Genomic DNA, 12,333 nt, shown 5'->3' on the forward strand with positions numbered 1-12,333 from the left:
GGCCCCGGGGCCCGTGCGGAAGTATCCGCCCCAGTCCACCGCTTGCGCGGGCGTGCTGAGGGCGGCAACGGCTGCTGCGATGGCAGCCATGGACAGGTTCGCGGTGAAGGTGCGACTCATCGGTAGTCTCCTGGTCTATTGATCGTTGATGATGGAAACGCAAGGCAAGAGGAGGCCCTGCGCGGGGGGGACAGCCGCGCAATCGGAAGACTGCGTCTTGCAAACCAGCAGCCGGGTCAGCCGCTGTCGTGGTGGGGCGTCATCAGCGTTTTCTCTTTCGCTCGAAGACGCGTTGCAACAGGCAGAAGGCAAACAGGAGCGCACCGATGACGATGCGCGTCCACCACGAACTCAGGGTGCCGTCGAACATGATCAGCGTCTGGATGATGCCCAGCATCAGGACGCCGAACAGCGTGCCGAACACATAGCCCACGCCGCCGGACAACAGCGTGCCGCCGATGACCACCGCGGCAATCGCGTCCAGCTCCAGGCCGACCGCATGCAGGCCGTAGCCCGACAGCATGTAGAAGCTGAACACCACGCCGGCAAGCGCCGAACAAAAGCCGCTCAGGGTGTAGACGCCCACCAGCGTGGCACGCACCGGCAGGCCCATGAGCACGGCCGAGTGCTCGTTGCCGCCGATGGCGTAGACCGTGCGGCCGAACTGCGTGAAGTGCGCGACATACATGGCCACGGCCACCACCACGAGCGCGATGAGGCCGCCCACCGAGATGGTGGCGTCGTCGCCCCACATCGGGATGCGCATCTGCGACACGCTGGAGAAGAAGTCCTCCGTGATGCTGATGGAGTCGATGCTGATGACGTAGCACAGGCCTCGCGCGAGGAACATGCCCGCCAGCGTCACGATGAAAGGCTGCAGGCGGAAGCGCTGGATGAGAAAGCCCATCAGCGCGCCGAAGGCCGTGCCCATCGCCAGCACCAGTGGGATGACGGCGCCCGCGCTCCAGTGGTGCCGCTCCACCAGCGAGGCGATGACCATGGTGGTCAGCGCGATCATGGAGCCCACCGACAGGTCGATGCCGCCGGAGAGGATCACGAAGGTCATGCCCACCGCGACGATGCACAGGAAGGCGTTGTCGATGAGCAGGTTCAGGAACACCTGCCCCGTGAAGAAGCCGGTGTAGGCGACGCTGCCGAAGATCGCCATGGCGGCGAACAGCAGGATCGTCACCGCCAGGGGCAGGTACTTGGCGTCGAGTCGGGGCATGCGTCGGGTTGTTGGTGCGGTGCCGGCCAAAGGCATGTCCATGTGCAGGTTGGCGCTCATGCTGCCGCCTCCCGCCGTGCCAGCTTCGCCACCGTGCCGCGGAATTCGGCGGATTGCAAGAGCATCACCACGAACACCACCACTGCCTTGACCACGAGGTTCACTTCAGGCGGCACGCCCAGCGAGTAGATGGCGTAGGTGAGCGTCTGGATGATGAGCGCGCCGATCACGCTGCCGGCCAGGCTGAACTTGCCGCCGGTGAGTGCCGTGCCGCCCAGCGTCACTGCAAGGATGGCGTCCAGCTCCATCAGCGTGCCGGCGTTGTTGCCGTCGGCGCTCTTGACGTTGGAGCTGACGACCAGCCCCGCCACGCCGGCGCAGGCGCCGCAGAAGGCGTAGACCCAGAAGGTGATGCGCCGCGCGGGCAGGCCCGCCACGTACGCCGCCGACGGGTTGATGCCCACGGCCTGAATAAAAAGTCCCAGCGCCGTGCGCTTGGTGAGCGCGAGCAACGCCAGGAACACCGCCGCCGCGATGAACAGTGCAAACGGCAGGCCGAACAGGTAGCCGTTGCCGATGAAGAAATACGGGCCGTAGTAGATGGTGATGATCTGCCCGCCCGTGATGAGCTGGGCGATGCCACGACCAGCCACCATGAGGATCAACGTGGCGATGATGGGCTGCATGCCCACGAGCGACACCAGCAGGCCGTTCCACAACCCGCAGATGAGCGCGATGCCCACCGCCGCGAGGATGGCGGCCCACATCGGGAAGCGGCTCACGTGGGTGGTCACGCCGTCCTGCACGACCAGCGAGCCGCCGATCATCCAGGCGGCGATGGCAGCGGAGATGGCCACCACCGCGCCCACCGAGATGTCGATGCCGCGCGTGGCGATCACGAGCGTCATGCCCAGCGAGACGAGCATCAGCGGCGCCGAGCTCTTGAGGATGTCCACCAGGCTGCCGTAGAGGTGGCCGTCGCGCCACTCCAAGTGCAGGAAGCTGGCATTGAATGCCGCGTTGATGATGAGCAGCAAGGCCAGTGTGACCAACGGCCACAGCAGGGGGTGACGAAGCAGCTTGTTCATCAGGCCGTCTCCGCCGCGATCAGTTGGTACACCTCGTGCTCGGCGCTGCCGCCCGGCAGTTCACCCACCTTGCGGCGGTCGCGCAGCACGGCGATGCGGTTGGACACGCGCACCACCTCGTCGATCTCCGAGGAGATGAACAGCACCGCCATGCCCTCCTTCGCCAGGCGCAGGATCTCGTCCATGATCTCCTGCTTGGCGGCCACGTCGATGCCGCGGGTGGGTTCGTCGAGGATGAGCAGCTTGGGCTGCGTGGCGAGCCAGCGCGCCAGCAAGGCCTTCTGCTGGTTGCCGCCCGAGAGCAGCCCGATGGGCGTCTCGATGTCCTGCGTCTTAATGCCCAGAGCCTTCACGAAGCGCTCGGCCATGGCCACCTGCTCGTCCAGCGGAAGCAGGTTCCACAGGCCGCGGCGGGCCTGCAGTGCCAGCACGATGTTCTCGCGCACAGAGAGTTCGGCGACGATGCCGTCGGTCTTGCGGTCTTCGGGGCACAGGCCCATGCCGAGCTTCACGGCGGTGGATGGGCAGTCGATGCGGTGCGACTGGCCCGCCACCTTCACCTCGCCTTCGTCGGCGGTGTTCAGGCCGAAGATGAGCTGGGCAAGTTCGGTGCGGCCGGAGCCGAGCAATCCGCCCAGGCCCACGACCTCGCCGGCATGCACGCTGAGGTTGGTGGCCTGCACGCGGCCGCGCTGGGCCACGCCGCGCAACTCGATCAGCGGCGTCTCGTCGTCATCGGTCTCCAGCGGGGTCGCCGTGCCCTGGCGTGCTGCGAACTCGCGTCCGATCATCGCGGCGATCAAGGCCGGCGCCGGCAAGTCGCGCGCCAGGTGCTCGCCCACCAGCTCGCCATTGCGCAGCACGGTGATGCGGTCGCACAGCGCGTAGACCTGCTCGAGGAAGTGCGTGACGAAGAGGATGGCCATGCCTTCGTCGCGCAGTTGCCGCAAGACGGTGAACAGGCGCTGCACCTCGTCATCGTCCAGGCTGGACGTGGGCTCATCCAGGATGAGCACCTGCGCCGACACGCTCAATGCGCGTGCAATCGCCACCATCTGTTGAATGGCCACGGGATAGCTCGACAGCAGCCGTGCCACGTCGATGTCCAGGTTGAGCCGCTTGAGCAGCACACGAGCCTGCGTGTTCATCGCGGCCCAGTCGATTCGGCCCCACTTGCGCGGATAGCGTCCCGCGAAGATGTTCTCCGCCACCGTGAGGTTCGGGCAGAGGTTCACCTCCTGGTACACCGTGCTGATGCCCAGCTTCTGCGAGGCCAGCGGAGACTTCGGCGCGATGGCCTCGCCGCGCAGCGCCATGCGGCCGCCGTCGGCAGGATGCACACCGGTCAGCACCTTGATCAGCGTGGACTTGCCTGCGCCGTTCTGTCCCATCAGCGCATGCACCTCGCCGGCGAACAGCCGCAGCCCCACGCCCTTGAGCACCGGCACGCCGAAGAAGCTCTTGCGGACGTCGGACAGTTCGAGGACCGGTTCGCTCACGATGCTCACTTGTTCTTGTTGTAGACGTCGATGAACACGGCCGCCAGCAGCACCAGGCCCTTGATGACCTGCTGGTAGTCGATGCCGATGCCCATGATGGACATGCCGTTGTTCATCACGCCCATCACGAAGGCACCGATGACCGCACCCACCACCTTGCCCACGCCGCCCGACGCCGAGGCGCCGCCGATGAAGCAGGCCGCGATCACGTCCAGCTCGAAGCCCAGGCCGGCCTTGGGCGTGGCGGTGTTCAGCCGCGCGGCGAACACCAGGCCCGCCAGCGCCGACAGCACGCCCATGTTGACGAAGGCCATGAACGCCAGCCGCTCGGTCTTGATGCCCGACAGCCGCGCCGCCTTCTCGTTGCCGCCCAGCGCGTAGATGCGCCGGCCCACGGTCGTGCGGCGCGTGACGAAGTCGTAGGCCACGATCAGCACCGACATCACGATCAGCACGTTGGGCAGGCCCTTGTAGGACGACAGCAGCCAGCTGAAGTACACGATCACGGCCACGAAGACCAGCGTCTTGGCGATGAAGAAGGCGTAGGGCTCGGTCTCCATGCCGTGCCTGGCCTGCTGGGCACGCCCGCGCAGGCTGAAGTACGCCAGTGCCGCGGCAGCCAGCACGCCCACCACGAGCGAGGTGGTGCGCAAGGTCTCGCCCGACAGCGGGTCAGGAATGAAGCCCGAGCTCAACCGCTGGAACTCGATCGGGAACGGGCCGATGGACTGCCCCTGCAGCAGCGCCAGGCTCAGCCCCTTGAACACCAGCATGCCCGCCAGCGTCACGATGAAAGACGGGATCTTCGTGTACGCCACGAACCATCCCTGCGCCCCACCGATGATCGCGCCCGCCAGCAGGCAAACGATGGTGGTCGGCACGAAGTGCCAGCCGTAGCTCACCATCAGCACCGCTGCCAGCGCGCCGATGAAGCCGCACACCGATCCCACCGACAGGTCGATGTGCCCGGACACGATCACCAGCAGCATGCCAAGCGCCATGATGACGATGTAGCTGTTCTGGAGCACGAGGTTCGTGAGGTTCAGCGGCCGCAGCAGCGTGCCGTCGGTGAGCACCTGGAACAGCCCCATGATGGCCACGAGCGACATCAGCATGCCGTACTCGCGCAGATTGTTCTTGATGAAGCCGGAATGCGATGGCTTGCCCATGTTGGCCTTCGGTGTGGATGCGGCGGATGCGAAATCAGCGGCCATCATGCGCCTCCATGGCCGAGCCGCCGGAATTCACGATGGCCCGCATGATGCGCTCCTGCGAGGCTTCCTGGACCGGGAATTCCGCGACGAAGCGGCCTTCGTTCATCACGTAGATTCGGTCGCACATGCCCAACAGCTCGGGCATCTCCGAAGAGATCATCAAAATGCCTTTTCCCTGGTTCGCCAGCTGGTCGATGATGGTGTAGATCTCGAACTTCGCGCCCACGTCGATGCCACGCGTGGGCTCGTCGAGGATGAGCAGCTCGGGCTGCGAGAACAGCCACTTGGCCAGCACCACCTTCTGCTGGTTGCCGCCCGACAGGTTCACCACTTGCTGGTGCACGCCGGACGAACGGATGTTGAGCTGCCGCCGGTAGTCGGCGGCCACCTTGTATTCCTCGCCGTCGGAGATCACGCCGCGCCTGGCCACCGCGTCGAGGTTGGCCAGCGTCACGTTGCGCTTGATCTCGTCGTTGAGCACGAGCCCGCAACCCTTGCGGTCTTCCGTCACGTAGGCAATGCCGTGGGCGATGGCACGCTCCACCGTGTGCGTGTCCACCGGCTTGCCGTGCATGAACACCTGGCCGCTGATGCGCTGGCCATAGCTGCGCCCGAACACGCTCATGGCGAATTCGGTGCGGCCCGCGCCCATGAGGCCGGCGATGCCCACGATCTCGCCCTTCCTCACATGCAGGTTCACGCCCTTGATGAGTTCGCGGTCGGCATGCTGGGCATGGTGCACGCGCCAGTCGCGCACCTCGAAGACGGTGTCGCCGATCTTCGGGTCGCGCTTGGGATAGCGGTCGGCCATCTCGCGGCCGACCATGCTGCGGATGATCCGGTCCTCGCTGATCGCTTCCTGGTGGCAGTCCATGGTCTGTACCGTGGACCCGTCGCGCAGCACGGTGATGCTGTCGGCCACCTTCGCGATTTCGTTGAGCTTGTGCGAGATGAGGATCGAAGAGATTCCCTGAGCCTTGAGTTCCAGCAGCAATGAAAGCAGCGCGTCGCTGTCGCTTTCGTTGAGGCTGGCCGTGGGTTCGTCCAGGATCAGCAACTTGACTTGCTTGGACAGCGCCTTGGCGATTTCCACCAGCTGCTGCTTGCCCACGCCCAGGTTGGTGATGAGCGCGGTGGGCGGCTCTTTCAGGCCCACCTTGGCCAGCAGGTCGCGGGTGCGGGCATAGGCCTCGAACCAGTCGATGATGCCGTTCTTCGCCGGCTCGTTGCCGAGGAAGATGTTCTCCGCGATCGACAGGAGGGGCACCAGCGCCAGCTCCTGGTGGATGATGATGATGCCCAGCTCCTCGCTGTCGGCGATCGTCCTGAAGCGGCGCAGTTCGCCCTGGAAGTGGATTTCGCCGCTGTAGGAGTCGCAGGGGTAGACGCCGCTCAACACCTTCATCAGGGTGGACTTGCCCGCGCCGTTCTCGCCAACGATGGCATGGATCTCCCCGTCGCGAACCTTGAGGTTCACGTTGTCCAGTGCATTGACGCCCGGGAAGGTCTTCGTGATCCCGCGCATCTCCAGAATGGCGTTCAAAGCCGTCGTCTCCTGTAGTTCTTCATGATTCGGCAGGGGGGGCGCCGCAAGCGCCCCCCATCAAGCAACGCCAGCGGAGCCGGCTCCGCCGGTCCGCCAGGCGGCGCCCCTCGGGGGCAGGAGCGCAGCGACTGGGGGGCCCTAGTTACTTCACCTGCGCTTCGGTGTAGTACCCCGTGGCGATCAGCGCTTCCTTCCAGTTGCTGGCGTCCACGCTCACCGGCTTGAGCAGGTACGACGGGACGATCTTGACGCCGTTGTTGTAGGTCTTGGTGTCGTTGATCGGCACCTGCTTGCCCGAGAGCATCGCGTCGACCATGTTGGCCGTGACCTTGGCGAGTTCACGCGTGTCCTTGAACACGGTGGAGGTCTGCTCCTTGGCGAGGATGGACTTCACCGAGGGAATCTCCGCATCCTGGCCCGTCACCACCGGCATGGGCAGCTTGGGTGTGCCGTAGCCCACGCCCTTGAGCGAGGAGATGATGCCGATCGACAGGCCGTCGTACGGCGACAGCACCGCGTCGACGTGCGCCTGCGAGTAGTAGGCCGACAGCAGGTTGTCCATGCGGGCCTGGGCGACGGCGCCGTCCCAGCGCAGGGTGGACACCTTGTCCATGCCCAGCTGCTTGCTGCGCACCACGAGCTTGCCGCTCTTGATGTACGGGTCCAGCACCGACATGGCGCCGTTGTAGAAGAAGAAGGCGTTGTTGTCGTCAGGCGAGCCGCCGAAGAGTTCGATGTTGAACGGACCCTTGCCGGCCTTCAGGTTCAGCGCCTTCTCGATGTAGCCGGCTTGCAGCACGCCGACCTGGAAGTTGTCGAACGTGGCGTAGTAGTCCACGTTCTTGGAGTTCTTGATGAGGCGGTCGTAGGCGATGACCTTGATGCCCTTGTCGGCGGCCTTCTGCAGCGCGTCGGACAAGGTCGTGCCGTCGATGGCGGCGATCACGAGGACCTTCGGCCCCTTGGTGATCATGTTCTCGATCTGCGCGAGCTGGTTGGGAATGTCGTCCTCGGCGTACTGGAGATCGGTGCCGTAGCCCTTCTCCTTGAACACCTTCACCATGTTCGAGCCGTCAGCGATCCAGCGCGCCGACGACTTCGTCGGCATGGAAATCGCGATCAGGCCCTTGCCTTGCGCCAGCGCCTGTTGCGCCAGGGACATCGAACAGACGGCCACAGCCGCCGCAAAGAATTTAATCAGTTTCAAAGTGACTCTCCTCGATATGAAATGGAGCGCCAAGCGCGACTCCTCAAGCAGCTGCCCGCGGATCCGGCTCCGCCGGTCCGCCAGCAGCGCCCCCCTGGGGGGGTGCGCCGAAGGCGCTCCGGGGGGGATCAATACTTCCGTTTCGGGAACTCGGCCGCAGCCACTTCCATCGGGAAGATGGATTCCTGCGTCACGATGCGCTTGGGCAGCGCCTTGCCGGCCTTCAGGTCCTTCACGGCTTGCATCAGCTGGGGTCCGAGCAGCGGGCTGCACTCGACCGTCACGTTCAGCTTGCCGGCCATCATGGCCTCGAAGGCCCCCTTCACCGCGTCGATGGACACGATGATGATGTCCTTGCCCGGCTTCATGCCGGCTTCCTCGATCGCCTGGATGGCGCCGATGGCCATGTCGTCGTTGTGTGCGTACAGCACATTGATCTTCTTGCCTTCGGCCTTCAGGAAGGCTTCCATCACCTCCTTGCCCTTGGCCCGGGTGAAGTCACCGGTCTGCGAGCGGATGATCTTGAAGCGCGGATCTGCCTTGATGACTTCCTCGAAGCCCTTCTTGCGGTCGATGGCCGGCGCGGAGCCGACGGTGCCCTGCAGCTCGACGATGTTCACGTCGCCCGGGGTGCCTTTCATCTTCTCGACCAGCCAGTTGCCCGCGCGCTTGCCTTCCTCGATGAAGTCCGAGCCCATGAAGGTCACATACAGCGAGTCATCCTTCACGTTGACTGCGCGGTCGGTGAGGATCACCGGGATCTTCGCGGCCTTGGCTTCGCGCAGCACCTGCTCGAAGCCGGTCTCCACCACCGGCGAGAAGGCGATCACGTCCACCTTCTGGGCGATGAAGGAGCGGATGGCCTTGATCTGGTTTTCCTGCTTCTGCTGCGCGTCGGCGAACTTGAGTTCGATGCCCGCTTCCTTCGAGGCCGACTTGATCGACTCGGTATTGGCCGTGCGCCATTCGCTTTCGGCGCCGATCTGGCTGAAGCCCAGGACGATCTTCTTCTGGGCCATGGCGCTCATCGGCAGGGCGGCGGCAAATGCCAGCGCCGCGGCGGACGCGAGCAGTGTGCGACGTTGGAATTTCATGACTGTCTCCTGTTTGCTTTACATGAGGCCTCGAGGGCCCCTGGGTTGAAAACGCTCGTCCGGTACTGCGTCGTACTTCTCCGGTCAGGCAAAGGTGTAGGCCGTCTTCACGGTCGTGTAGAACTCGGCCGCGTAGCGCCCTTGCTCGCGTGCGCCGTGGCTGGAGGCCTTGCGGCCTCCGAAAGGCACGTGGTAGTCCACGCCGGCGGTGGCCAGGTTCACCATGACCATGCCCGCCTGTGCGTGGCGCTTGAAATGCGTGGCGTGCTTGAGCGAGGTGGTGCAGATGCCCGCCGCCAGGCCGTAGGGTGTGTCGTTGGACAAGGCCAGCGCGTGTTCGTAGTTGTCGGCCTTGAGCACGACAGCGATGGGACCGAAGATCTCCTCACGCGCGATGCGGTGCTCCGGCTGCGCGAGAAACAGCGCCGGGCTCATGAAGTGGCCGCGCGTGGCCCGCTCCAGCAGCTCGCCGCCCACGACGCGCTCCGCGCCTTCGGCGCGGCCGATCTCCATGTAGCTGAGGTTCTGTTCCAGTTGCGCGCGGCTGGCCACCGGGCCGATGTCGATGCCGCGCTCCAGCGCATGGCCCACCTTGAGGTGGCGGGTGCGCTCGCGCAGCCTGGCAACGAAGGCATCGTGCACCGAGGCTTCCACGATGAGCCGGCTCGATGCCGTGCAGCGCTGGCCGGTGGAGAAGAACGCGCCCTGCGCGGCGCATTCCACCGCGAGGTCCAGGTCGGCATCGCCCAGCACCACCAGCGGGTTCTTGCCGCCCATCTCCAGCTGCACCTTGGCACCGCGGCGGGCGGTGCCTTCGAGGATCTGTGCACCCGTGGCTTCCGAGCCGGTGAAGCTGATGGCATTGACCAGCTTGCTGTCCACCAGCGCCTGGCCGACCTGCCGGCCGCTGCCGTTCACGAGGTTGAAGGCGCCTGCGGGAAGGCCCGCGCGGCTGATGATCTCGGCCAATGCCCAGGCACAGCCCGGCACGATCTCGGCCGGCTTGAACACCACCGAGTTGCCGTAGGCCAGCGCCGGCGCGATCTTCCACGCGGGAATGGCCAGCGGAAAGTTCCACGGCGCGATGATGCCCACCACGCCCACGGGTTCACGCGTCACCTCGACGTCGATGCCCGGCCTGACCGATGCCATCTTGTCGCCCTGAATGCGCAGCGCTTCGCCCGCGAAGAACTTGAAGATGTTGCCCGCCCGAGCGGCTTCGCCGATGGCCTCGGGCAGCGTCTTGCCCTCTTCGCGTGCCAGCAGCTCACCCAGTTCGTCGCGGCGCGCAAGGATCTCGCTGCCGATCTGGTCCAGCGCATCGGCGCGGCGCTGCGGCGTGCTCAAGCCCCAGGCCGAGGCGGCATCGGCCGCGCCGCGGATGGCATCTTCGGCCTGCCGCGCATCGGCGCGGGCGACTTCACCGACGGGCGAATCCAGGTCCGACGGGTTGTCCGACGTGCCTGTCGTCACGCCGGTTTCCCAGCGCCCATTGATGTAGTTCTTGAAGCTGTGGTGCATTTGGCAAGAGCTCGCTCTTTGCGAGAGGTGCCGAATGGTAGGCAGCCATGGGATATACGCCTAATAGTTATTTGGCGCGCAGAGATATAGGATTTCGGATTCATGGAAACCCCTAGTCCCTCGGTGGCCATGCCACCACTCGCATGACCAATTACACCCACTGGTTCATCCGCGCGCGCTTGAAGACGAGGCAGCTGTTGCTGCTCGTTGCCCTGGCGGAAGAAGGCAACATCCACCGCGCCGCGCAGGTGCTCAACATGACCCAGCCGGCCGCGTCCAAGCTGCTGAAGGACCTGGAGGACGTGCTGGGCGTCTCGCTGTTCGATCGCCTGCCGCGCGGCATGCGCCCCACCTGGTATGGCGAGGCGATGATCCGCCATGCCCGCGTGGCGCTCGCCGCGCTCAACCAGGCGCACGATGAAGTTCAGGCACTGAAGTCTGGCCGCTTCGGGCAGGTGAGCGTGGGCGCCATCACCACGCCCGGCATCATGTTGCTGCCGCAGGCCATCTCGGCGGTGAAGGCCGCGCATCCGACGCTGCGCATCTCGCTGGCCATCGAGACCAGCGACATCCTTCTGGAGCGCATGGCGCAGGGCAAGATGGACATGCTCGTCGGCCGCCTGTTCGCGCAGCACGACAAGACCTCGCTGCGCTATGAAGCGCTGGCCGAGGAGCCGGTGGTGGCGATGGTGCGGCCCGGCCATCCGCTGCTGCATGTGGACAACCTCAGCTTGCGCGACCTGGTCAACAGCTGCTGGATCGTGCCGGCCGAAGGCAGCGTGCTGCGGCACCGCTTCGACCTGATGTTCCACGAAGAAGGGCTGGACGCGCCGTCCAACCTCATCGAGTCCACGAACCTGCTGTTCGTCACCAAGATGATCAACGAGGGCGACATGATCTGCCTCGTCGCCGAGGACGTGGCCCGCTACTACCGGCAGCACGGGGTGGTGGACATCCTGCCGGTGAATCTGCCGTGCCGCATGGATGCGTTCGGGTTGATCACGCGAAGCGACCGGCCGATGTCGCCGGCAGGCAAGGTGATGCTGGCCGCAGTGAAGGCGGCAGCAGCGGAGGTGTATGGCGTGACGCTGGAGGCTGGCGCGTGACGATCAGGTCCAGCCCGCGTCGACCTTGAACTCCTGCGCGGTGCACATCGCGCCGTCGTCCGATGCGAGGAACAGCACCATGCGCGCGATGTCCTCGCCCTGCAGCAGGTCGGGCAGACACTGCGCTTCGCGCAGGGCCGCCTCGCTCTTCGGGTCGAGGTTGTTCTTGATCTGCCGCTCGGTCATCACCCAGCCCGGGGACACCGTGTTCACGCGGATGCGATCGGGCCCGAGCGTCGCCGCCAGGCCGCGGGTCAAGCCGTTCACCGACGACTTCGCCACCGCATAGCAGGGGTAGCCATCGCTCTTGATCTGCCAGCCGGTCGAGCCGAGGTTGATCACCGCGCCGCCGCCGAGCTTTCGCATGCCCGGCACCACCGCCTGGATGGCGAAGAACGCCGGCCGCTGGTTGATGGCCATGCGCTGGTCCCAGTAGTCCACCGTCACCGATTCGATGCTGTGGCGGTCGTCGCTCGCCACGTTGTTCACCAGCGCGGAGAAGTCGCCCAGCGACAAGGCCGCACGTGCGATGGCCGACTGCAACGCAGAGATGTCACGCACATCGCACACCTCCCACCAGGGCGGCGTGATGTCCAGGTCCGCGATCTCTTTCGCCAGGGCGCGGCTGGGTGCTTCCGCGATGTCGATGAATGCGACCTTCGCGCCTTGCAATGCAAACGCCTTGACGATGGACGCCCCGATGCCGCTGCCACCGCCGGTGACGAACACGCTCTTCCCTTTCAGGCTGGGGTACTTCGCAAGGGTCGAGGCGTCGATCGGACGCGTGATGGGGCCGCTGGTCACTTCTGTCTCCGAGATTGCAAATCAGA

The 12,333-nt window shown here is 65.3% G+C and carries 10 protein-coding genes; 1 reads left to right on the forward strand and 9 read right to left on the reverse strand.

Annotated elements, in window-relative coordinates; translation table 11 throughout:
* Positions 1-262 precede the first annotated feature (262 nt).
* The 8 genes from yjfF to DZC73_RS00040 form a co-directional block, all read right to left on the reverse strand.
* Complete coding sequence (yjfF, locus tag DZC73_RS00005; protein WP_235834928.1) at positions 263-1,228, reverse strand: galactofuranose ABC transporter, permease protein YjfF; 966 nt, start codon at positions 1,226-1,228, stop codon at positions 263-265.
* A gap of 56 nt (positions 1,229-1,284) precedes the next feature.
* Positions 1,285-2,316, reverse strand: coding sequence for an ABC transporter permease (locus DZC73_RS00010; protein WP_124538160.1), 1,032 nt, complete (start codon positions 2,314-2,316; stop codon positions 1,285-1,287).
* A complete protein-coding gene (locus DZC73_RS00015) occupies positions 2,316-3,815 on the reverse strand; it encodes a sugar ABC transporter ATP-binding protein (protein WP_235834929.1) in 1,500 nt (499 codons plus the stop codon). Before DZC73_RS00015 ends, DZC73_RS00010 begins: the two co-directional genes overlap by 1 nt.
* A gap of 5 nt (positions 3,816-3,820) precedes the next feature.
* Positions 3,821-5,029, reverse strand: a complete 1,209-nt coding sequence (gene mmsB, locus DZC73_RS00020; RefSeq protein WP_124538162.1) for a multiple monosaccharide ABC transporter permease — start codon at positions 5,027-5,029, stop codon at positions 3,821-3,823.
* Entirely contained in the window at positions 5,019-6,572 is a 1,554-nt protein-coding gene (mmsA, locus tag DZC73_RS00025) for a multiple monosaccharide ABC transporter ATP-binding protein (protein ID WP_124538163.1), read from the reverse strand. The genes mmsB and mmsA overlap by 11 nt, the downstream gene beginning before the upstream one ends.
* A 145-nt stretch (positions 6,573-6,717) precedes the next feature.
* Positions 6,718-7,737 (reverse strand): multiple monosaccharide ABC transporter substrate-binding protein, encoded by a 1,020-nt coding sequence (gene chvE, locus DZC73_RS00030; protein WP_124538164.1) that lies wholly within the window; start codon positions 7,735-7,737, stop codon positions 6,718-6,720.
* A 173-nt stretch (positions 7,738-7,910) separates the two neighbouring features.
* Complete coding sequence (locus DZC73_RS00035) at positions 7,911-8,876, reverse strand: ABC transporter substrate-binding protein (protein WP_124538165.1); 966 nt, start codon at positions 8,874-8,876, stop codon at positions 7,911-7,913.
* Between the two features lie 84 nt (positions 8,877-8,960).
* Positions 8,961-10,397, reverse strand: coding sequence for an aldehyde dehydrogenase family protein (locus DZC73_RS00040; protein WP_124538166.1), 1,437 nt, complete (start codon positions 10,395-10,397; stop codon positions 8,961-8,963).
* A gap of 143 nt (positions 10,398-10,540) precedes the next feature.
* Between DZC73_RS00040 and DZC73_RS00045 the strand changes: the two genes are divergently transcribed.
* Positions 10,541-11,503: a LysR family transcriptional regulator gene (locus tag DZC73_RS00045; protein ID WP_124538167.1), complete on the forward strand. Its 963-nt coding sequence runs from the start codon at positions 10,541-10,543 to the stop codon at positions 11,501-11,503.
* 3 nt (positions 11,504-11,506) lie between these two features.
* Here the strand turns inward: DZC73_RS00045 and DZC73_RS00050 are convergent, their stop codons facing one another.
* A complete protein-coding gene (locus tag DZC73_RS00050; protein WP_235834930.1) occupies positions 11,507-12,307 on the reverse strand; it encodes an SDR family NAD(P)-dependent oxidoreductase in 801 nt (266 codons plus the stop codon).
* Between the last annotated feature and the right edge of the window lie 26 nt (positions 12,308-12,333).

The organism is Rhizobacter terrae (assembly GCF_003852895.1).
GTDB lineage: Bacteria > Pseudomonadota > Gammaproteobacteria > Burkholderiales > Burkholderiaceae_C > Albitalea > Albitalea terrae.

Coding starts and splice junctions, on each gene's coding strand:
- yjfF (WP_235834928.1), bottom strand. CDS start 1,228: ATGCCCCGACTCGACGCCAAGTACCTGCCCCTGGCGGTGACGATCCTG.
- DZC73_RS00010 (WP_124538160.1), bottom strand. CDS start 2,316: ATGAACAAGCTGCTTCGTCACCCCCTGCTGTGGCCGTTGGTCACACTG.
- mmsB (WP_124538162.1), bottom strand. CDS start 5,029: ATGGCCGCTGATTTCGCATCCGCCGCATCCACACCGAAGGCCAACATG.
- chvE (WP_124538164.1), bottom strand. CDS start 7,737: ATGTCCCTGGCGCAACAGGCGCTGGCGCAAGGCAAGGGCCTGATCGCG.
- DZC73_RS00035 (WP_124538165.1), bottom strand. CDS start 8,876: ATGAAATTCCAACGTCGCACACTGCTCGCGTCCGCCGCGGCGCTGGCA.
- DZC73_RS00040 (WP_124538166.1), bottom strand. CDS start 10,397: ATGCACCACAGCTTCAAGAACTACATCAATGGGCGCTGGGAAACCGGC.
- DZC73_RS00045 (WP_124538167.1), top strand. CDS start 10,541: ATGACCAATTACACCCACTGGTTCATCCGCGCGCGCTTGAAGACGAGG.